The sequence below is a fragment of the Exiguobacterium sp. N4-1P genome, from assembly GCF_002214325.1.
This window is the reverse complement of record NZ_CP022236.1, coordinates 1,990,652-2,012,505: the sequence shown is the minus strand read 5'-3', so window position 1 is coordinate 2,012,505 and position 21,854 is coordinate 1,990,652. Positions and strand designations below refer to the sequence as shown.

Here is a 21,854-nt window from a genome sequence, read left to right as displayed (position 1 = left end):
ATATTCATTATAATGGAAATACTAGACACCTGAAATGGTTATTTCATAAGGAAAGGAAACAGATGATGATAAATCCTAAACGTTTTGCAGTACATACGCTTCTTTTAGTCCTCTTGATTGCCTTAATCTATGTTCCTTCGTTTGCGCTGATTTCGTTTACGGGACAAGCAAGCGTCAGTGAGAAGTTTTCTGAAAGTGCCCGGATTGCCTCTGTTCCGGTTAGTGGTATGACACGGGAAGAAGCAAAACCGAAAGTTCAAAAAGCCATCACGACCTGGTCGAACAAAACGCCATTGACGATTGGGACGGGAGAAGAACTTGTTCCTGTTCCGACGACGCTCGTGACGTTTAAAGTGGATGAGGCCGTCGAAGCAGCTGCTTTAAAAAAGGGAGGCGACTTGGACATCACGCTTGACGAACCGGGCGTTGAAGCATTCCTCTCGACGCAACCGGTCGTATACACGCCGGAACAAACGACGGCATTTAAAGCATGGCTGACGAACATGGGACAACAACTCGAAGAGGGCAACTATGATCCGGCTGTCTCGACAACATCTCCATCAACGGAAGAAGTCGTTTCCTCGGTGTCCTTTACAACACGTTCAGTCGCCGAAGAACAGATGGTTGAGGCGATGACGCAAGTCGATTTAAAAGCCGGACAGTTGATGAATACGAAGACATACGGAATGGACGGTGTGGCGGCTTCATATATCGGCAGTAAACTATATGAACTCTTCGCAAAAACACCGTTTGAAATCGTCGAGCGGATGCCGCATGATCAATTGCCTGAGGGAATCACACTCGGCTACGATGTCCGAATTGATGAAAAAACAGATTTTGCCGTACGGAACACACAAGCAGTGAACTACCAGCTTGTCGCAACGAAAAATGGTAGTGACGTGACGCTTGAACTACGGGGAATGCCGTTCAAAGAAACGGTCACAGCAGTGCTTGAAGGTGAAAAATCAATTCCGTACCGGACGATCACCCGCTATTCAGCGACACTATCTGCTGGAACGACAAGTGATACACAGTCCGGGTCGGAAGGGACATCGATTGAACTGTACCGCATCATCAAGTCGAACAAAGGCGAAGAGAAAATGCTGGTCGCACTTGATTTTTATGCCGCGACACCGGCAATCATCACGAAGAGCAGTCAAGCGGAGCAAGCGCCGGTCGTCACACCACCTGCTGAAGATCCACAGGACGGGACGACGGATCAAACCGATGCTGAGTCCGATACGACGGATCAAACGGACCCAGAGTCAGATGTGACAAGTCCAGACGCACCGGCAACTCCCGATACACCGACGTCACCGGATACACCAGATGCTCCGACAGAAGGCGATCCAGCTTCTCCCGCCGAAAGTGATCCAGCGGAACCAGCAGTCGGCTAAAAATCAATAGAAAATGAGGGATCCTATGAACTGGACAGATTTAGCAATTGAGCTCGGAATCATTATTGGTCTGGCGACGATTATTTGTGGCTTGATGTTTGCGGTTCAAATCCCATTCATCGTGACGTCACGTGCGAAAGTTATTCTCTCGGTGATGGCACTTGTACTAGTGTTAGCACTTTACATGCTCGTCAAATTCGATTGGATGGCGAATCCGTTTGTCATTGCGGGATATATCGTCACACTCCTAATCGTTACAGCGATCACGAGTACGATTGACGAAAAACAACAACAGCGACCGACAGTACTTGATGAAGAAGAAACATGGCACGCGGAAGGGTGACGAACTAAATGGCAATGAAACGGAAACGTCTCGGCGAGATGCTGCTTGAAGAAAGTCTCGTCACGGAAACTCAGATTGAAGAAGCCTTGACGGTCAAACGGGCGACTGAAAAATTAGGGGATGCGCTCTTACGATTAGGGCATTTGACGGAGCAACAACTACTCGAAGCGCTCCATCATCAATTGAAGATACCAATCATTCAACTGTATAACTATCCGGTCGACGTGGCAGTCACGAAGCTGATTTCAAAAGATCTTGCTCAGCGCCATACGCTCGTCCCGGTCTACCGGGAAGGCAACCGTTTATTCATTGCGATGGCGGATCCGCTCGATTTGATTGCGATTGATGACCTGCGGCTTCAGACGGGGTTGATGATTGAAGTCGGCATCGCGACACGCGATGAAATCCGACGGACGATTTTAAAGTATTACGATATCGATTCATCACTCCGGGAGTTACTCGAATCCGATGAAATGATGGAGTCTGATGCGACGCGGGATGTCGTGACACGAGAAGATGCGCCAATCATTCGTCTCGTTAATCAAATTCTCGAGAATGGGATTTCGCAACGGGCATCCGACGTCCACATGGATCCGCAGGAAGCCTCCTTATCGATTCGGATTCGGATTGACGGGGAGTTGCGGACGGAGAACAACTACCCGAAACAAATTCAGAACATCTTGACGACCCGGATCAAGGTCATGAGTGAGCTTGACATTACGGAATCACGCTTGCCGCAAGACGGACGGATCAAGTACATCTATAATGGTCTCGCCTACGATTTCCGTGTCTCGACGCTTCCGACGGTCTATGGTGAGAAAGTCGTCATCCGGATTCTCGACAGCTCGAACTCGAATATCTCGATTTCGAAAATCGGATTTAGTGAACGCAATGAATCCCAGTTCCGGGAGATGCTGAAACGACCGAACGGCATCATCTTGATTACTGGACCGACAGGGTCTGGTAAGTCCTCGACATTGTATGCGGCTCTAAACGAATTGAATGATGAGAGCCGTAACATCATTACGGTCGAAGATCCGGTCGAGTACCAAGTCGACGGCATCAATCAAGTTCAAGTGAACAGTAAGATCGGTTTGACGTTCGCGAGTGGGTTACGCTCGATTCTGCGACAAGATCCGAACGTCGTCATGGTCGGAGAGATCCGCGATATTGAAACGGCGGAAATTTCGATTCGTGCCTCATTGACGGGACACCTTGTCCTGTCGACGTTGCACACGAACTCGGCCATCAGTTCGATCACCCGTCTGATTGACATGGGAGTTGAACCATTCCTTGTCGCGGCGTCGGTTACCGGATTGATTGCGCAGCGTCTCGTCCGTCGCGTCTGTCGTGATTGCGGGGAAGTCCAACCCCTTTCAAAACGCGAACAAGAGTTGTTTGCGCAAGAAGGGATCGAAGCGACGACCGTCATGCGTGGACGCGGCTGTTCGTCTTGTAACATGACGGGGTACCGGGGGCGACTCGCGATCCAGGAAGTCGTCATGATCGATGAAGTATTGCGACGGATGATTATGAACCAATCGACGGAAAGCGAAATCACGATGTACGTCAAGTCGCAAGGTCAACGGTTCCTGTTAGCGGATGGACTGACAAAAGTCGCCCAAGGAATTACGACGACGGAAGAAATCTTACGGACGGTGATATCAGAATGAGTACGATGGAACGCGCACAAATCGAAGACATTCTCAGATCGTCAAAAGAAAAAGGGGCTTCTGACGTCCATTTGACGGCAGGATCTCCCCCCGTCTTTCGCGTCAATGGAACATTGATTGCTTACGGGACGGATAAACTCAAACCGGTCATCATCGACGGGTTCGTTCAGTCGCTGATTACCGAGGAAATGTACCTTCAGCTCAAACAAGATCGTGACATCGACTTTTCCTTTGGTGTGACGGGTGTCGCCCGTTACCGCGTCAATTGTTTTTATCAACGTGGTGCACTCTCAATGGCTTTTCGAACGATTCCGACTGAAGTGCCGACACTCGAACAATTGGCGTTACCTCCTGTCCTCAAACGGTTTTTAACGAAACCGCATGGCTTGATTCTCGTCACGGGACCGACCGGGTCAGGGAAGTCGACGACGCTCGCTGCGATGATCAACGAAATCAATCAGACGATGTATAAACGCATCATTACGCTCGAGGATCCGATTGAATACTTACATAGTCATCATAAAAGTTTGATTGACCAACGTGAAATCGGCATTGATGCCCCGCGATTCGCGAGTGGCTTACGTTCTGCACTCCGTCAGGATCCGGATGTGATTTTGCTTGGTGAGATGCGCGACTTAGAGACGATTTCGACGGCAGTCACAGCTGCAGAGACGGGACATCTCGTCTTCGCGACCGTCCATACGTCGACCGCTGCCTCGACAGTCAGTCGGATCATCGATGTTTTTCCATCGGAGCAACAGGATCAAATTCGCGCCCAACTTGCAAATGTCCTGGCGGGTGTCGTCTCGCAACGCTTGATGCCCCGGTCCGATGGTACAGGCAGGGTCGCGGCGCTTGAAATCATGGTCGAGACACCAGCCGTCTCAAACTTGATTCGCACAGGTAAGGAATATCAGATTCAATCCGTTTTGCAGACCGGAAAACAGTATGGGATGCAGACGATGCAAATGGCCTTACAAGACTTAGTTAGTCGGGGACTGATCCCAGCATCAGCCGCGACACCTTACATATCGGGGTGAGCAGATGGCAGTATTCATGTATGAAGGTCGGACGATGGCCGGTAAACGGAAAAAAGGTAAGATTACAGCATTAACGAAACGGGAGGCGGCAGAACGTCTCCGGACAGAACAAATCGCCGTCACGTCACTTGAGAAACAAGAATCAAAAGGCTTAAATACCGAGATCACATTCTTAACGGCAAAACCGAAAATCGAACATTTAGTCATGTACGCACGTCAATTTGCGACGCTCGTCCGGTCCGGTGTCTCAATCGTTAAAGCGACCGAAATTTTACGGAAACAGACAGAATCGAAGCCGCTCGAGCGGGCACTCGTCGAAGTCGAAGATGATTTACGGAGCGGGATTCAATTTTCGCAAGCGATTGAGAAACATCCGCGCGTCTTTGATACATTCTTCGTCAGTATGGCGATGGCGGGTGAGGCGAGCGGGAATTTAGAAGAAGCCCTCGATAACATCGTCACCCAGCTTCAAAAACAGTACGAGATTAAACGGAAAGTCATTTCGGCATTGATTTATCCGGCCGTCGTTTCAATCGTCGCGATTGGTGTCGTCGTCTTCCTGATGTTGAACGTCGTCCCGACGTTCGCGTCGATTTTCGATCAACTCGGAAGCGAACTTCCATTAATTACGAAACTTGTTGTTGCCGTATCGGACTTTTTTGTCGCTTACTGGTGGGTCTTGTTGCTTGTCGCCTTCGGATTGCTCGGTCTGCTGTATTTTAATTTAAAAAATGAGCGGCAACGGGTCATCTTCGACAGCTTACTGTTAATGTTGCCGGTCTTCGGACCATTGATTCAAAAGTCACAGATTGCTTTGATGACGCGGGGACTCGCTGTATTACTGAATGCATCGGTCCCGATTCTTGCTTCGCTCGACATTACGGAGCGAATCGTCACGAACCGAATCATCCGTAAAGGAATCGCCGGTGCGAATGAAGCGATGTCGCGCGGGATTCCGATGCACGAACCATTAGAAAAAAACAAATATTTCCCACCTCTCGTGACACAGATGATTGCCATCGGGGAGGAGTCCGGGCGCCTGGACTCCATGCTGACAGAGGTCGCAGACTTTTATGAGACGGAAGTTGAAACAACGACGGATCGCTTGAAGTCAATCATCGAGCCGCTGTTGATTGTCGTCCTCGCCGCAATCGTTGGTGTCATCGTCATCGCCGTCGTCGTCCCGATGTTCAAAATCTATTCGGATATCCAGGGCGAATAACAACTGCGAAATCATTTACCTGTTGTCTAAAAAAGACATAATTAACTAAAATTATGGTGCTACTATAATAGTATTCATATGGATAGTATTACCTATACATCGAACTCAGAAAAAAGCACTAGGGAGGAATACTAAAATGTTAGAACGGTTAAAAGAAATTTGGTTAGATGCAAAACAAATGCGCGATGAGCGGGGCTTGACGTTGATCGAGTTACTCGTCGTTGTCGTTATCCTCGGAATTATTGCCGCAATCGCGGTAGTAGCGATTGGCGGATTGATTGAAAACTCACGTAAGGATGCAGTCGTATCCGATGCGAAACAATTAGTAGCGGCAGCGAAGTTGTATACATCTTCAAATCCAGTTCAACCTGGAGAAACTGTGAAAGTTGGTGTTAATGAAAATAAAAAAGCAATCGTAGCAAATGACGTCACAAAAGGTACGACAGCTACGCCGAGAGTAGATTCTTTGAAAAAATATATCGATGATATGAAGGATGCCTTAAATTCTGATAAGGCGTATGAAGATTCATTCGTCACTGTCACTGAGGACAAAGGTACTTATACTTATAAAGTTACTTTAAAAAGTGAGTCTGAAGATTATACTTACTTCACAGGAGCAGCTCCATCAGCACTCAAACGAACTGGTATAGAAGAAAAGAAATAATTTAAATTCCACCCCCACCTCGGGGGTTTTTTTCTGAAGTTTTTTAAGAAAGGAGCCTAACATGACAATCGTTTTTACAGTCTATTTTTTCATTATTGGCATGTTGATCACGTCGTTTACAAATGTCGTCGGACTGCGGATTCCGGTGGGGGAATCGATTGTGCGACCGCGCTCGCATTGCCCGAATTGTGGTCACGTCCTCGGTGCGCTCGAACTGACACCGGTCATCGGCTATCTCGCTTTACGCGGAAAATGCCGTGTCTGCCAACTGCCGATCTCCGCGAAGTATCCGGCGCTGGAACTGCTTGGTGGCGTACTTTACGCCTATGCGTTCTATCAATTCGGATGGTCGATGCAATTCGTGTTGACACTTGTCCTGACGAGCCTGTTATTCATCCTCGTCATGTCGGATCTTGCTTACATGCTCGTCCCGAATAAAATATTACTCTTCTTTTTACCGATTAGTCTGATAGTTCGCTACCTTTCTCCATACGAGAACTGGTATAATCCAATTATTGGCGGAATCGTCGGTTTTAGTTTATTGTTTGCAATTTTTCTCGCATCACGTCAAGGGATGGGCGCAGGGGACGTCAAACTGTTTGGTTTACTCGGTATTTTTCTCGGACCACTCGACGTCGTGATTGCCTTATTCGTCTCGGCACTTGTCGGTTCCGTCATTGGGCTGACATTGCTCGGATTGAAGCGCGTCGAACGCAAGCAACCGATTCCCTTCGTCCCGTCGATTGCGATCGGGACATTACTCACTTATTATTTCGCGGACGATTGGGTGACGTTATACCTCGATCTGTTCCTATGAGAAAGGACGAACCTACATATGGCGCAAGCTAGGCGTAGAGGTACATATATTTATTTCAACTTCACGGATGTCGCCGTCTTCGGCGCCGTCGTCAAGAACGGTGTCATCAAACGACGCGCTGTTGCGTCCCTGCCTGCCGGGACACTCCAAGGTGGATGGTTGCAACCGGAAGCGTCACTTGATTTGATTTTTGACAGCCTGTTGACGAAATTAAAGGTTCCGCGAGGTTCGCAAGCTGTTCTTGCCCTCGATGGTTCACTCGTCCTTGCCCGAAAACTTGAAATCCCGGAGTCGGTCGAGACGAATCAAATCCGCGGGTACTTGTTCATGGAGCTTGGTCACAGTATCGTCCTGCCGTTTGAAGAACCGTACTTCGATTACACTCTGCTCGAAGAAGACGGCAAACGGGAAATCATGCTGTATGCGGCACCGAACGAAGCGATTCAACAATACATGCAATTGTTTAAGCAAAAGCACCTGCGGCTTGTCGCAGCTGAACCGCAACCGCTCGCTACGTTTTTCGGAATCGAGTCGCTCTATGAAGTCGAAGACAGTAGCAGCGTCTTGATTTGGAACGTCAATGCGACGAATCATCAACTGATCATCATCGAAGACAAAGTGCCGCGCTTAATCCGTTCCGTCGATACGTTCAGTTCGAACGTCTGGGAAGTTGAAGTGATGGAGGATCGTCTCCATTACCGGTATCGCTTAGATGACGCACAAGTCGAGATGACGCTTGACGAAATGCTGCTCGAATTTTCACGTGTGCTCGATTTCTATCGGTTTTCGCTCGCACGCGACCAACGGGAAATCAGCCGTGTCATTCTAGCGGGAGACTTCCCGTTCCAGGAGGAGCTCGTCAAACGGTTCGAAGCGAATTTTGATCTCCGACTCGAACAGCTTTCGGAGCAGCTCGAAGTCGCGCCACAACCGATTCCGCGTGCGTATTTACCGCTGATCGGACTCGCGATTCCACAAAAAACTCGAATCAATCTGTTACCAGAGAACGACGTCATGCCGAAGTTTCCGCTCGTCGCGTCGCTCGTCCTGTTGTTATTTGGCGGAATGATTGGCGGCTACTTGTTCTGGCAAACGGACCAGTTCGCGGACCGAATCGAGACGGCAAACAATCAAGTGCAAATCGTTCGTGCCCTTCAAGCGGAATCGGCACAATCAGCAAAACAAGAAATTGCCCAATTGAAGCAGACCGTCGACGGATTAGAGGAGACGCCGCGCCCGGCAGTCCCGACGCTTGAACGGATTACCCGCTACTTACCGGAACGCGGCTACATCTTACAGTTCGCCTATGGTGCCGATCATCTCGTGACGATGAATGCACAATTCGAAACACTGGAAGAGTTGAATGGTTTTTATCGTCAACTCTTGACGGATGACGTCTTTACAGGAGTTTCATTGACAGGTATCACAACGAAGACGATGAACGAAGAGGCAGATGTCGTCACGTCGACGACGATCGACCCGGCAACAGGGGAAGAAATTCCGACGACGACGATTACACCATCGGCTGATGAAAAAACGGAAGAACCGCGTTACATCGGTCAATTCACGTTGTCAGTCTTACCGGCGGAGGTCGTCAAAGGTGAAACGAATGAAGCGAATCCGGATGTACCAAAAGAAGATGGCGAGACGGAGTCGGCAACGCCAGACGGTGAAGTGACACCGGAAGACGGAACAGGCGAAGTCGTCTCGACCGAGATTGAGGAGGTGGAGGATAATTGAAGCGCTATAGTAGTTACCTTCTCCTCGGATTGACGCTCCTGCTCGTAATTGGAGGAGTCGCCTATTTCGGTTATACGACCTATACGACGTACGAAGAATTGAATGAAACGGAAGCGACGCTTGACCGGGAACAGATGGCCCTCGAAATCGCAAAAGCGAATGAGCAAAAAGTCGATGTCGCCGAATCAAGCTTCTTACAGAAAAAAGTGCCTGTCCTCCCGGCGAATGATGACGTCATCGACGCCATCAATGCCTCGAGTCAAATCGCAGGAGTCAAAGTCCAGTCGATTACGTTCAGCCAAACGGATGTTGCACCTGCTCCGGTTGTCGAGTCGACACCGGTCGTCGACGGAGCGATGGCGACAGAGTCTGACAGCGATGCGGATGGAGCAGAAGCACCCGTCGCGACAACGGCCGCGACACCGCTTCCGGCATCGTTATCCGTCGAAGCACCATCCTATCTCGAACTGATGGCATTCCTTAAACAAATCGAACGGACGGATCGGATTACGATCTTGCGTCAGATTCAATTGACGGGGCCGGATGAACCGGGTGCCGGAAGTGAGACGATTCTTCTTGACGATGAGATGATGGCGTTTACGATTGAAATCGAGACGTATTACCGACCTGATCTAACACAACTCGTTCCAGATAAGAAGACACCACTCAAGGAGACGACCCCGAAATCAGATCCCTTTGTTGATGTCACAGGAAATTAGTTTGGAAACAAGTGCTTCCCTTCACGGGAGAGGCACTTGTTTTTCGTTATACTACCCGTTGAGTGAATTAAGCTAGTTCGAAATCTATCAGAAAGAGCGTGATACTAATGGTAACGCAACCACCCTTGATTCTTGCTTCGGCGTCTCCGCGCCGGACACAGCTTTTGGACCAAATCGGGATACAGCATGAGGTTCGTCCTGCTGACGTCGTCGAAGAAGCGCCCTATCCGATGGCGCCTGCCGAATACGTCGCCTACTTATCCGACAAAAAAGCACGTGCTGTAGCTAAGGCGGATGAAATCATTCTGGCGGCAGATACCGTCGTGTCGATTGACGGTTTGATTTTGGAAAAACCGCTCAATCGCTTAGCCGCAAAGCAGATGTTGCTTCAATTATCTGGTCGGACCCACCATGTCTTGACGGGCGTGACGATTGTGATGAATGATCATGTCGAAACATTTACCGTGACGACAGAAGTCCGTTTTGCCAAATTGTCGCAGGACTGGATTATGCGCTACACGGAGACGGATGAGCCGTATGATAAAGCCGGTGGATACGGCATCCAGGCGGTCGGAGGATTATTCGTCGAAGCGATTTCAGGCGATTATTATAATGTCGTCGGATTACCGATTCATCCGATTGCGAAACGACTCGAAGCATTCGGAATCAAGCCGGAATTTGCGTAACGCCTATTAAAGAGAGGTCGGATGCAGTGATTGAATTGCCGAAGGATATGATTCAACTAAAAGGGCTGACCCGTGCGACGACAGTCGAATTGCTAGCATGTCTCGTCCGAAGTGGAACGAGAAATCAATCGCCGCTTGAAATCGCGGAAGAATTACTTGATCGTCATCCCTCGTTGATTGAGCTTGAGGCAGCGGGAGTCGGAGGACTGGAGAAGTCACCCGGCGTCGGCAAGGCGAAGGCGCTCCAAATCATGGCGGGACTCGAGCTCGGCCGCCGGCTCGTCACAGAACCGAAGTGGGTCCGACCGGTCGTTCGTTCACCGGAGGATGCAGCGGAGCTGTTGTTAGAAGAGATGCGCCTGTATCAACAGGAACATTTCATCTGTCTGTATTTGAACACGAAAAACGAAGTCATTTCCAAAAAGACGCTCTTTATCGGCGGTCTCAATACGTCGATTGTTCACCCGCGCGACATATTTCGGGAAGCCATCCGCTGTTCGGCGGCCAGCTTCATCGCTGTCCATAATCATCCGTCTGGCGATCCGACGCCAAGCCGGGAAGATATCGAGGTGTCGGAACGGATGGTCGAGGCGGGCAGATTGATTGGAATCAGTTGTATCGATCACCTCGTCATCGGTCACGGACAATTTATTAGTATGAAACAACGCGGATTTATGTAAGAATAACGTCTGAGGGGGAAGTGGACTTCCTGACCTCAGGCGTTTTTATGTTTTGAAAAATAGGTGAACTGTAAACAAGCTGTAACGTTTTAGCGCTTTTCTAAGAGTGCTTTTCCGTTATAATTAGTGGAGTTGTATTTTCAGAGAGGGGTTTTTTGAATAATGTTTGGATCATTTAGCCGTGAAATCGGCATTGACTTAGGTACGGCAAACACGCTCGTTTATGTAAAGGGGCAAGGAATCGTTGTACGCGAACCTTCTGTTGTCGCTTTCCGTACCGATACAGGTAAGATTGAAGCAGTCGGGAACGCAGCGAAAAACATGATTGGACGGACACCGGGCAACGTGACGGCACGACGGCCGATGAAAGATGGCGTAATCGCTGATTATGAAACAACTGCGACGATGATCAAGTACTTCATGGATCAAGCGTCGAAGAAAAAAGGATTGTTCTCTTCGAAGACGAACGTCATGATTTGTGTGCCAAGCGGCATCACATCAGTCGAAAAACGTGCCGTTGAAGATGCAGCAAAACTTGCCGGGGCGCGTGAAGCCTATACGATTGAAGAACCATTCGCAGCGGCAATCGGAGCTGGACTCCCGGTATCTGAACCAACAGGATCGATGGTCGTCGATATCGGTGGCGGAACGACGGAAGTCGCAGTCATCTCGCTTGGCGGCATCGTAACAAGTCAATCAATTCGTGTCGGTGGAGATGAAATGGATGAGTCAATCATTCGTTACATCAAATCGAAATATAACTTGATGATTGGTGAACGGACAGCCGAGACACTCAAGATGACGATCGGTTATGCACGAATCGACGAAGAGTCAGAAAACGAAACGATGGAAATTCGTGGTCGCGACCTCGTCACAGGTCTTCCGAAACAAATCGAAGTAACGAGTGCAGAAATTTGCGACGCGTTATCCGATACGGTCGATGCGATTTTAGCAGGTGTCAAGCACACGCTTGAACAGACACCGCCGGAACTTTCGGCTGATGTCATGGACCGCGGAATCGTCTTGACAGGCGGCGGTGCGCTCCTTAAAAACCTTGATTCTGTCATCGAAGACGAAACACGCATCTTGACGCTTGTTGCTGAAAACGCACTCGATTGTGTCGCAATCGGTACAGGAAAATCACTTGAGATGATGAATGTCCTTCGTTCGAAATCAGGCATCTCACAAAAAAGATAAGGACGGGATGAGCGATGAAGCGATTTTTAAATAATCGAAAACTGCTCATCACACTCCTTAGTTTTCTCCTTTTGGTGATATTGATCGGTATTTCGTTGCAAGGGCGTAACCAATCCCACTGGTATCAAAGTTTTGTCCGTGATACCGTCGGGGTCGGTCAACGTCTTTTCGCGACACCGATTGGCTGGATTGATGATACGGTCACTTCGATTACAGAAGTGCGTGACGTGTATAAGGAAAATGAGTATTTAAAATCACGTTTAAATGACTATGCGGAAAATTCCGTCAAAGTTCGTGATTTAGAACGTGAGAATAAAGAGTTAAAAGATATGCTCGACCTGGGTGGCTCGATTCGCGACTATACGTTACTTCCAGCTGAAATGATTGGTCGCACACCGTCCGAGTGGCAACGTTTCGTGACCGTGAACATCGGCGAACAAAAAGGGGTCAAGTCCAATATGGCCGTCGTGACGGCAGATGGATTGATTGGACGCGTCATTCAGACGAGTGCCTACACTTCGCTCGTTCAGTTGTTATCTGACACGAGTCGTACGAACAATGTCTCAGCTGTTGCGGACGATACAAAAGGAAAAGGGGTCTTCGGAACGATTGAAGGGTTCGATGAGGAAACAAACTTGTTGAAATTCACGAAAATTCCGAATGACGCGAAGTTAAAAAAAGGGCAGATTGTCGCGACATCCGGTCTCGGAGGAAAGTATCCAAGCGGTGTTGTCATCGGCAAAATCGAGGAAGTGAAGTCGGATAAATACGGTGCTTCGAAAATCGCATACGTCAAACCGGCAGCAGACTTCGAACAGTTTGGTCACGTCTTCGTGATTGAACGAGAGGCGGAGGAACCTTTCGCTGAGACCGATAAGGGAGGGGACACTAGTGAATAACGTCAAGTTGTTTTTCGCCGTGTTCCTTCTTTTTATCTTGGAAGGAACGATTTTTGCAGGTCCGCTCGGTGACGGGTCACCGTATGCGGTCCACCTGACTTTGATTGCCTTGATGTTTCTCGGACGCTACGGCAAAATCGAACAGGCACTTGGTTTCGGCTTAGTATTCGGTCTGTTATATGACTTCGTCTATTCCGATATCATCGGTATTTACTTATTTGCGTTATCTGCCATTCCGCTTTTTAGTAGCTTCGTGCTAAAATATGTAAAGGAGAACGTATTGACGATTATCGTCACCTTTACGTTCAGTGCCTTATTATTCGAATTTGATATTTATTTCTTTACGGCTTCGGTCTTAGGTGTCGATGTTCCGTTTAAAGAACTGGCGACACAAATCATTCCGAAGAGTCTCATTGCACAGCTGATCGGGATTATCATTCTGTATTATCCGATGACCCGACTCGTGCAATCCACACTTGACGAGAAAAGAGGATGAGTCATGATTGAACGTAAGCGTTATGTAACGATGAAAGGTCATCGTGGTGGCCTTGCCGTTTATGTAAACGAACGGTGCAGTGTGGATGAATTTCTTGACGACTTAGAATTGACGCTTGCCGATAAATCCGTCGAGAACGGACGCGCCGTACCGATTACGTTCTTCTTTGGGCGACGTTACGTCGACGAAGGTGTCGTGACAGCGGTCGAATCGATTGTCGGACGACATGATTCCTTTTCATTTAACGGGTATGACAGTGAGTGCCTGACGAAAGATGAAGCAAAAGCATTATACGGGGAACGGACCTTCCACTATTTTGGTGGAACTGCTAGGAGCGGTCATGTCCTTGATATTGAAGGGTCCATCGTCGTCATCGGTGACATCAACCCTGGTGCTGTCGTACATGCGACTGGCAGTATCTATTGTCTCGGAGCATTAAGAGGAACGGTTCACGCCGGTAAAGGTGGTAATGATGAAGCAGTCGTCGCTGCAAGTATGCTACAACCGAAGTGGATTTCGATTTCCGACCTTGTCCATGATGAACCGGATGATGCACCGGTACCGGCCTTAGAAATGGGTTGTGCGTTTATAGGGGAAGCGGGAATTGAATTTTCTCGACTCCAAACCGTTCCGCTTGCGCGGATGGATCAGTTTGCGATCGATAGTGAAAGAGGGTGACAGACATGGAACAAGTGAAAGAACAGGTACATAGAGATGCCAAAACGAACGTCGGGCGGGCGATTGTCGTCACGTCTGGTAAAGGTGGCGTCGGGAAAACGACGACGACTGCGAACATCGGAACTGCGCTCGCATTGATGGGCCATTCTGTTTGTCTCGTCGATACGGATATTGGATTACGTAATCTCGATATCGTACTTGGTCTCGATAATCGGAGTATCTATAACATCGTCGACGTCGTGACGGGGCAATGTAAGTTGCACCAAGCACTCGTGCGTGATAAACGTTTTGAAGAGATGTATCTGTTGCCTGCTGCCCAGTCTAAGGACAAATCGTCCGTCACGCCGGAACAGGTGAAAGCGATCATTGACACGTTGAAACTTGAATATGAGTTTGTTTTAATCGATTGCCCTGCTGGAATCGAGCAAGGATTCATGAACGCGATTGCCGGGGCGGATGAAGCCGTCATCGTCACGACACCGGAAAAAGCCGCGGTTCAGGATGCAGACCGAATCATCGGCATGCTCGAACGGTCGGAGCGTGAAATCGTCCCGCGTCTCGTCATCAACCGTGTCCGTTCACATATGATGGCATCAGGGGACATGCTCGACATCGATGAAATCATGCGTATCTTGTCGATCGACCTGCTCGGCTTGATCGTCGACGACGAAGAAGTCATCGCGGCCTCGCACCGTGGCGTCCCGGTGACGATGAACCCGGATAATCGGGCCGGACTCGGTTACCGGAACATCACGCGGCGGATTCTAGGAGAGTCAGTTCCATTACTCGACTTAAACGAACAACCGCAAAAAGGGTTCTTCGTGAAATTGAAAAAAATGCTTGGTATGAAATAAGTTAGGGAAAATAGACGAGAAGAGCTATGTTGCTTCTGGTCTATTTTTTTTGGAGGAATTCGTATGAAATGGATTAGTGAACAAACCCCGTCGCTTGAGCGTGTTGCGTTAGTTGAAGGCGGACGGGTCGTCGAGTACCATGAACGGATGCGAGATGACATTCGTGTCGGTACGCTGCTCTACGCGAAAGTCGATCGGCTGCATCCGACGCTTGAGGCTGCTTTTTTGATTGCGACCGATGGAACACCGCTTTACTTACCGATCAACGAAACATTAGAAACGTTACGCCGTTACCCAGATGTCCCGACAATCGGTCAGGCTGTCCAAGTCGGTCAGACCGTTCTCGTTCAGGTCGTCAAGGAAGGCACGGCACCGAAACAGCATAAAGTGACGCAAAACATCACCTATGGCGGACGCTATCTCGTCTATTTCCCGTATGGTCGGCGTGTCCGCTTCAGCCGGAAACTCGATCTCGTCACGCAGCAACAATTAGCGGAGCTGATTCAGACAAGTGAAATGGAAGGCATCTTATACCGGACGGAAGCATCGCAAGCAGAAGCCGGTGTACTTGAGAAAGAACTGTTCCAGTTACGTGCCCGTCATGAACAAATGCTAAAGCAGGATAACTTAGAACAGGATGAATCATTGATTGTCCAGGAAGCGAAACGGCTCCCGTTCGTCGAAGAAGCCTGTGTATCGAATCGAATGGAAAAAGAACGATTGGAGCAACTCGGATTACGCGTCGATCGTCCTGTATCAAAAGGACGGCTCCCGGAGATGGAGCATGTCGACCGCGTCATCGAGAAAGCGCTCGAAAAAGTCGTTTGGCTCGATGGCGGCGCCTATTTATTGATTGAAGAAGTCGAGACGATGACAGTGATTGACGTCAATAGTGGAAAGATGATTTCCGTCAAAGAGCAAAAGCGGACGTTTGACCAAATCAATGAAGCGGCAGCCGGTGAAATCATGCGCCAATTACGCCTGCGCAACATCAGTGGCATGATTGCCGTCGATTTCCTGCGGGGCTCAAGTAAAGGGCAGACGCGTGTGACGCAATTGCTAAAGGAACGCGCCGCCCAAGAAACGAAGCAAATCGAAGTCTACGGCTTTACGAAGATGGGCCTTTGCGAATTGACGCGGCAACGGCATGGAAAATCGTTACTCGAGCGTTCCATCGTACAAGGGAAGCCGTCGCGGATTGCGATTCACCGGCAACTCGAACCGAAGTTGATTGAAATTGCGACCTATGCGGAAGCAGCAGTCGTCCGCGTGCCGACTGGCGGATTAAGTCCGTTGTTGCTACAAGATGCACCGGTCGAGCTGTTGATTGTCGAAGGCGAAACCGGTATCTTATTTACGGGAACGAAGCAGGAATGTGAAGAATTTATCGGTCGTCAGCAAAAACAATAAGAACGTTATTGACAATAGTCAACTTCATTTGGTATTCTGAATAACGTTAGTTCGTTTGGAAGCACCAAATGACTACAACCGCACAGACCGGGTTTTAAAGCATCCGCTGCCCGTGATGGCGAGTCTGAGTTCCTAAGAGGAGGTGCACGTAATGTACGCAATTATTAAAACTGGTGGTAAACAAGTTAAAGTCGAAGCTGGCCAAGAGATCTACGTTGAGAAATTAAACGCAGACGTCGACAGCACAGTAGAATTCGGCGAAGTCTTGATCCTTGGTGGTGACGATGTTAAAGTCGGCGCTCCACTCGTAGAAGGTGCGAAGGTCGTAGCAACGGTCATCAAACACGCTCGCGCGAAAAAGATCACAGTCTTCAAAATGAAAGCTAAAAAGAACTACCGTCGTAAGCAAGGTCACCGTCAACCTTACACGAAGGTCCGCATCGAGAAAATCGAAGCGTAAGCCATGATACGTGTTAAGATTCGACGAGATGAAGCGGATTTGATCCGCTCCATCGAAGTGACAGGACATGCCGAGTTTGCTGAGCCTGGTCTAGATTTAGTCTGTGCCGGCACTTCAAGCGTGATTTTCGGAGCATACAATGCAATCGAGTCACTACTCGGGCAGGTCCTGCTCCTTGAAATGGCAGAACAACAAGAAGGTGGCTACTTTTATGTAGAGCCGTACGCTGACTTAGCACCGGATGTCAGTGAACGCACCCAATTGTTACTGGAAGCGACATTGGTCCAACTCGGAACCATCGCTGAAAGTTACGGTGAGTATATCCAACTTGAACAAATATAGGAGGTGGATTCCACATGTTGAAACTTAATCTTCAGTTCTTCGCATCGAAAAAAGGGGTAGGTTCGACAAAGAACGGTCGTGACTCGCAATCGAAACGCCTTGGGGCGAAACGTGCAGACGGTCAAACTGTTTCTGCTGGTTCAATCCTCTACCGCCAACGCGGTACGAAGATTCACCCAGGTATGAACGTCGGACGTGGTGGCGATGATACACTTTTCGCAACTGCAACTGGTGTCGTTCGTTTCGAACGTCTTGGACGCGACAAAAAACAAGTCAGCGTTTACCCAGCATAAGTGATCGATGAAGCAGACTCTAGCCACTTTCGGGGGTTAGGGTCTGTTTTTTTAGGAGGGAACGACCGATGAAGGATGAGCAGGTACTTGATCTTTTAAAGACACTTCGTCACGAATGGTTGAATCGATTACAACTCGTTCGTTCGTATAGCGCGATGGGTGACGAGGCGGCGGTTGAATCGATTTGTTCAGTCTATCGCGAGCAAGCGTCACGAGAAGGACGCCTGACGTTGATTGAACTACCGAAAACAGCGCTCACACTTCAACGAGCGGATTGGACAGGCTTGACTGTCGAATATGATGTGATCGAGAAACCGAAGCAGATTGATGACGTACGGCTAGCGAAAATCATCGAGGCTGCGATTGATATGATTGAAGTGGGAGATGGAGAAGTATCCGTGACCTTCCATGAGGGCGTGACCATCGAGGTCTATCGGGATCTACTAGATATGTCGCGCCTTAAGAATCTAGTGACGCCGATGGAAATCGAGTCACAGACAGCCAATGAGTGTGTGATCGAAATTGAAAGTCTTCCTGTAGGGGAAGAGAAGTAATAGGAGGGATCTGACATGTTCGTCGATCAGGTAAATATTTATGTAAAAGCAGGAGATGGTGGACGCGGGCAAGTTGCGTTCCGTCGTGAAAAATATGTTCCAGACGGTGGTCCAGCCGGAGGAGATGGTGGGCACGGTGCTCACGTCGTTCTTGAAGTGGATGAAGGACTTCGTACGTTAATGGACTTCCGTTACAAACGCCATTTTAAAGCCGTTCAAGGTGAAAATGGAATGTCGAAGGGGATGCACGGACGTAAGTCGGAGCACCTCGTCGTTAAAGTACCACCAGGCACGGTCGTCTACGATGATGATACGGATGCAGTCATTGCCGATCTCGTTCATCACGGGCAACAAGCTGTCGTCGCTAAAGGTGGACGTGGTGGACGCGGAAACTCGCGTTTCGCGACACCTGCGAACCCAGCTCCGGAACATGCGGAAAACGGGGAGCCGGGCGAAGAGAAGTACTTGAAACTTGAACTCAAGATGCTCGCTGATGTTGGACTTGTCGGATTCCCGAGTGTCGGGAAATCAACGATGTTATCAATCGTCTCAGCAGCACGTCCGAAAATTGGAGCATATCACTTCACGACAATCACACCGAACATCGGTGTCGTTGAAACGGAAGACAGCCGTAGCTTCATCATGGCCGACTTACCGGGACTCATCGAAGGAGCAAGTGAAGGTGTCGGACTCGGTCACCAATTCCTCCGTCACGTCGAGCGGACGAAAGTCATCGTCCACGTCATCGATATGAGTGGAATGGAAGGGCGCGACCCGGTTGAGGATTACAACATCATCAACAAAGAACTGGCAGACTATAACTTACGTCTGACGGATCGTCCGCAAGTCGTCGTCGCAAACAAGATGGATATGCCGGATGCAGAAGCGAACCTCGAAGCGTTCAAAGAAGCTTTCCCGGACCTCGAAGTCTTTGCAATTTCTGCAGCGACGCGTCAAGGATTGCGTGACCTCTTGTTCCGGATCGCCGATCTCGTCGATGCGACACCAGAATTTGGTCTTGAAGAGCTTGAAGAAAAAGCAGCGACACCACGTGTTGTCTATGGTTACGAAGCACCAGAAGCTGGCTTTACGATTTCGAAAGATGAAGATGATTGCTTCGTCATCCAAGGACCACGGATCGAGAAACTCTTCACGATGACGAACTTCATGCGGGAAGAGTCGATTAAACGATTCGCTCGGACATTACGTCAAATGGGCGTCGATGATGAGCTCCGTAAGTTAGGTGCGATTGATGGGGACGTCGTTCGGATCCGTGACTTCGAATTCGAATTCATCGAGTCTTCGTTCTAAAGATCACGTAAATCATTCATTTAGGAAATGGAGTGTGAAATCATCGTGGACCCACTTCCCGCGATTCCGTTTATCTGGCTGCTCGTGTTATTGGTCATCTCAGCGTTCTTCTCTTCTTCTGAAACTGCTTTATCTAGCGCAAACCGCTTACGGATTTTGCATCAATCAGAAGAAGGCGACCGTCGTGCCTCACAAGCACTGCGCTTGTTCCAACGCTATGAAGAAACGCTGACCGCAATTTTGATTGGCAATACGATTTCGAACCTCGGTGTTGCGATGATTGGGGGATGGCTTGCGATGACGATGTCACCGGAGCCGTTACCACGCGTCGGCATCATTTTCGGAACGTTCTTACTGATTTTGTTATTCGGTGAATTGATTCCGAAATCTTACGCACGGGAACATGCTGAAAAGTACGTCCTCTGGATTAGTCGTCCACTGCGCATGTGCCTGAGTCTCTTCAAACCGGGAGTCTTCTTATTCTTAAAGTTGCGCCACGTTGCACTCGTCCTGATTGGTGCTGATCCGAAAGGACCGCTCGTAACGGAACAAGAACTTCGTGCACTCGTCGACATTAGCGAAGAAGAAGGCGTCATGGATGAAGCAGGGGCTGAGCTTGTCCACCGTGCCGTCGATTTTAAGAACATTACTGTCGAAGAAGCGTTGACACCACGAACAGATATTCAAGCGATTGATATCGATGACAGCTTCGAAGAAATTTTACGTGAGGTACAAAAAGGCGGTTTTTCCCGTCTGCCGGTTTATAAGGACTCGATTGACCATATCATCGGTGTTCTATCCGAACGTGATTTCTTACGCGAGTTCGTCAAAAATGGAACCGTCGACATCCGTGAGTGGATTCGACCGGTATCCTTCGTCGTTCCGCAAACCCATTTGATGGATTTGTTACCTGAACTGAAAGTGAAACAGTCACATATGGCTGTCGTACTTGACGAGTTTGGTGGAACGGCCGGATTAATCACGCTTGAAGATATTTTAGAAGAATTAGTCGGTGAAATTTGGGATGAGCATGATGAATCACTTGAATATACGAAACAGATTGGTGTAAACCGTTTCGAATGTCTCGCAGAGTATGATATTGAAGATTTTTGTGACCAATTCGAGTTGACGATGCCGGAAACAGAAGCCCAGTCGCTGGGCGGCTGGATTATGGAACGTGTCGGTCAAATTCCTGAAGTTGGCACAACGATGACATATGAGCGTGTCACGTTCACGGTACTTCATGTTGAAAACCGCCGTGTCCGAAAAATATTAGCAACATTCGCGTCTGAAGTTGCTGAAACGGTCGAAGAACGATCTTGATCGATTTGGAAGAGGTCTGAATACAACACGTTGATTAAAAGCCGATGATAATAAAGAAGGGATTGCCATCTATCATGGATGTGCAATCCCTTCTTTCAGCGTGTAGACAAAGTGATATCTGAAAATAAAAGTGTCTTTTTTCGTTGCTTTCCTCGGGCGAGGCGCAAGCCGTTGCTCCTTGGTCCTCACGGCCAACGAGCAGGGTCTTGCCTGCCTCTGCAGTGCGTTCCGCGACCCTGCAGCTTTGCTGTAGCGGCGCGGAAGATTGCCGAGGCGAGACAGGGAAGCGCGAACTGTTGCTTCTCGATATCACATTTTTACGTTTCATAAGAGTTTGTCTACAGTCTAAAAGTCGAAGAGGCATATGCAATCATCGCTTAAAAATCAAACGTAATGAAAAACAGTTTCGCCCTGTGCGTAAGAAACGCCGATGTTCCCGCTTTTATGCGGAGTCATCGGCGTTTTCTGTACATACTTTTTCGTTCATGACGGTCAGATGCATGCATTTTGGTTAGACGTCCAACTCAGAAACTAGGATGCCGAGATGATCTAACTTTTCAATTGCTGCTTCAAGCGCCTCATCACTGTCAGCTTCTAACGTATGGATGTGGACACCATCCGTCAGACTCGATAATGGGGTCGCCTGTGTTTCTTCAAGGCGTTCTATTAAAACGCGGACATCACGCCGACTTTTCAGCATCAACTCGCCCGTGATGAAACCGTAGACCGGATGTTCGACGATGACGTCAAGAACGGTGACGCCTTCGTCGACGATGGCGTCACATTCTTCTTTAAGTTGATCGTATCCATGACGGCAGACGATTTTTCGCCGTTTTCGTGAAGAATCATTTTCTAGTTCGTTGAGTAAATACCCGCGAGCCGTAGCTACGACTGGATGACCTTTGGCTTTTAATAACGATAAATCCTGAACGATGACTTGTCGGCTTACACCCGCCTGTTTCGCAAGTGCCGTACCGGTGATCGGATGATCACTATCCTCGATAATCTGTAGGAGTAAGTTTCGCCGTTCTTCTCCAGATTGTCTTCTTCCCATTG

The 21,854-nt window shown here is 48.8% G+C and carries 24 protein-coding genes and 1 other annotated feature; of the genes, 23 read left to right on the top strand and 1 reads right to left on the bottom strand.

The window, feature by feature from the left end:
• The first annotated feature begins 62 nt into the window (after positions 1–62).
• The 23 genes from A0126_RS10470 to A0126_RS10360 all read left to right on the top strand — a co-directional run bounded on the left by A0126_RS10470 (position 63) and on the right by A0126_RS10360 (position 20,798).
• Positions 63–1,397, top strand: coding sequence for a VanW family protein (locus A0126_RS10470; RefSeq protein ID WP_239456736.1), 1,335 nt, complete (start codon positions 63–65; stop codon positions 1,395–1,397).
• Positions 1,398–1,422: 25 nt separating this feature from the next.
• Entirely contained in the window at positions 1,423–1,740 is a 318-nt protein-coding gene (locus A0126_RS10465; protein ID WP_088837544.1) for a hypothetical protein, read from the top strand.
• 8 nt (positions 1,741–1,748) lie between these two features.
• Positions 1,749–3,413, top strand: a complete 1,665-nt coding sequence (locus A0126_RS10460) for a GspE/PulE family protein (protein WP_088837543.1) — start codon at positions 1,749–1,751, stop codon at positions 3,411–3,413.
• Positions 3,410–4,453 carry a type IV pilus twitching motility protein PilT gene (locus A0126_RS10455; protein WP_088837542.1) on the top strand — a complete coding sequence of 348 codons (1,044 nt, stop codon included), beginning with the start codon at positions 3,410–3,412 and terminating at the stop codon, positions 4,451–4,453. Before A0126_RS10460 ends, A0126_RS10455 begins: the two co-directional genes overlap by 4 nt.
• Before the next feature lie 4 nt (positions 4,454–4,457).
• Positions 4,458–5,675 carry a type II secretion system F family protein gene (locus tag A0126_RS10450; RefSeq protein WP_088837541.1) on the top strand — a complete coding sequence of 406 codons (1,218 nt, stop codon included), beginning with the start codon at positions 4,458–4,460 and terminating at the stop codon, positions 5,673–5,675.
• A gap of 136 nt (positions 5,676–5,811) precedes the next feature.
• On the top strand, positions 5,812–6,339 hold the full coding sequence (locus tag A0126_RS10445; protein WP_088837540.1) for a type II secretion system protein: 528 nt from the start codon (positions 5,812–5,814) through the stop codon (positions 6,337–6,339).
• 61 nt (positions 6,340–6,400) lie between these two features.
• Positions 6,401–7,156, top strand: a complete 756-nt coding sequence (locus A0126_RS10440) for a prepilin peptidase (RefSeq protein WP_088837539.1) — start codon at positions 6,401–6,403, stop codon at positions 7,154–7,156.
• 18 nt (positions 7,157–7,174) lie between these two features.
• Positions 7,175–8,896, top strand: a complete 1,722-nt coding sequence (locus A0126_RS10435) for a type IV pilus biogenesis protein PilM (protein WP_088837538.1) — start codon at positions 7,175–7,177, stop codon at positions 8,894–8,896.
• Positions 8,893–9,615 (top strand): hypothetical protein, encoded by a 723-nt coding sequence (locus A0126_RS10430; protein WP_088837537.1) that lies wholly within the window; start codon positions 8,893–8,895, stop codon positions 9,613–9,615. The genes A0126_RS10435 and A0126_RS10430 overlap by 4 nt, the downstream gene beginning before the upstream one ends.
• 107 nt (positions 9,616–9,722) lie before the next feature.
• Positions 9,723–10,301: a Maf family protein gene (locus A0126_RS10425; protein ID WP_088837536.1), complete on the top strand. Its 579-nt coding sequence runs from the start codon at positions 9,723–9,725 to the stop codon at positions 10,299–10,301.
• A gap of 47 nt (positions 10,302–10,348) precedes the next feature.
• Complete coding sequence (gene radC, locus A0126_RS10420; RefSeq protein WP_204251439.1) at positions 10,349–10,981, top strand: RadC family protein; 633 nt, start codon at positions 10,349–10,351, stop codon at positions 10,979–10,981.
• Between the two features lie 162 nt (positions 10,982–11,143).
• Positions 11,144–12,178 (top strand): rod shape-determining protein, encoded by a 1,035-nt coding sequence (locus A0126_RS10415; protein ID WP_029331054.1) that lies wholly within the window; start codon positions 11,144–11,146, stop codon positions 12,176–12,178.
• Positions 12,179–12,192: 14 nt separating this feature from the next.
• Positions 12,193–13,077 carry a rod shape-determining protein MreC gene (gene mreC / locus A0126_RS10410; RefSeq protein WP_088837534.1) on the top strand — a complete coding sequence of 295 codons (885 nt, stop codon included), beginning with the start codon at positions 12,193–12,195 and terminating at the stop codon, positions 13,075–13,077.
• Positions 13,070–13,573 (top strand): rod shape-determining protein MreD, encoded by a 504-nt coding sequence (gene mreD / locus A0126_RS10405; RefSeq protein ID WP_088837533.1) that lies wholly within the window; start codon positions 13,070–13,072, stop codon positions 13,571–13,573. Before mreC ends, mreD begins: the two co-directional genes overlap by 8 nt.
• A 3-nt stretch (positions 13,574–13,576) precedes the next feature.
• A complete protein-coding gene (locus A0126_RS10400; RefSeq protein WP_088837532.1) occupies positions 13,577–14,251 on the top strand; it encodes a septum site-determining protein MinC in 675 nt (224 codons plus the stop codon).
• A 5-nt stretch (positions 14,252–14,256) separates the two neighbouring features.
• Positions 14,257–15,105, top strand: a complete 849-nt coding sequence (gene minD / locus A0126_RS10395; protein ID WP_051667297.1) for a septum site-determining protein MinD — start codon at positions 14,257–14,259, stop codon at positions 15,103–15,105.
• 63 nt (positions 15,106–15,168) lie between these two features.
• Complete coding sequence (locus A0126_RS10390) at positions 15,169–16,515, top strand: ribonuclease E/G (protein WP_088837531.1); 1,347 nt, start codon at positions 15,169–15,171, stop codon at positions 16,513–16,515.
• A gap of 66 nt (positions 16,516–16,581) precedes the next feature.
• Positions 16,582–16,651, top strand: a sequence feature (ribosomal protein L21 leader region).
• Positions 16,652–16,666: 15 nt separating this feature from the next.
• Entirely contained in the window at positions 16,667–16,975 is a 309-nt protein-coding gene (rplU, locus tag A0126_RS10385; protein ID WP_012370978.1) for a 50S ribosomal protein L21, read from the top strand.
• A gap of 3 nt (positions 16,976–16,978) precedes the next feature.
• A complete protein-coding gene (locus A0126_RS10380; RefSeq protein WP_029331048.1) occupies positions 16,979–17,317 on the top strand; it encodes a ribosomal-processing cysteine protease Prp in 339 nt (112 codons plus the stop codon).
• Positions 17,318–17,331: 14 nt separating this feature from the next.
• Positions 17,332–17,610 carry a 50S ribosomal protein L27 gene (rpmA, locus tag A0126_RS10375; protein WP_012370976.1) on the top strand — a complete coding sequence of 93 codons (279 nt, stop codon included), beginning with the start codon at positions 17,332–17,334 and terminating at the stop codon, positions 17,608–17,610.
• 68 nt (positions 17,611–17,678) lie between these two features.
• Positions 17,679–18,164, top strand: coding sequence for a Spo0B domain-containing protein (locus A0126_RS10370; protein ID WP_029331047.1), 486 nt, complete (start codon positions 17,679–17,681; stop codon positions 18,162–18,164).
• Positions 18,165–18,179: 15 nt separating this feature from the next.
• Positions 18,180–19,475, top strand: a complete 1,296-nt coding sequence (obgE, locus tag A0126_RS10365; RefSeq protein ID WP_029331046.1) for a GTPase ObgE — start codon at positions 18,180–18,182, stop codon at positions 19,473–19,475.
• Positions 19,476–19,520: 45 nt separating this feature from the next.
• Positions 19,521–20,798 carry a hemolysin family protein gene (locus A0126_RS10360; RefSeq protein WP_088837530.1) on the top strand — a complete coding sequence of 426 codons (1,278 nt, stop codon included), beginning with the start codon at positions 19,521–19,523 and terminating at the stop codon, positions 20,796–20,798.
• 511 nt (positions 20,799–21,309) lie between these two features.
• Here A0126_RS10360 and A0126_RS10355 read toward each other — a convergent pair.
• The gene (locus A0126_RS10355) at positions 21,310–21,852 is read right to left on the bottom strand and encodes a transcription repressor NadR (protein WP_088837529.1); all 543 of its coding nucleotides are present in this window, start codon (positions 21,850–21,852) and stop codon (positions 21,310–21,312) included.
• Positions 21,853–21,854 lie beyond the last annotated feature (2 nt).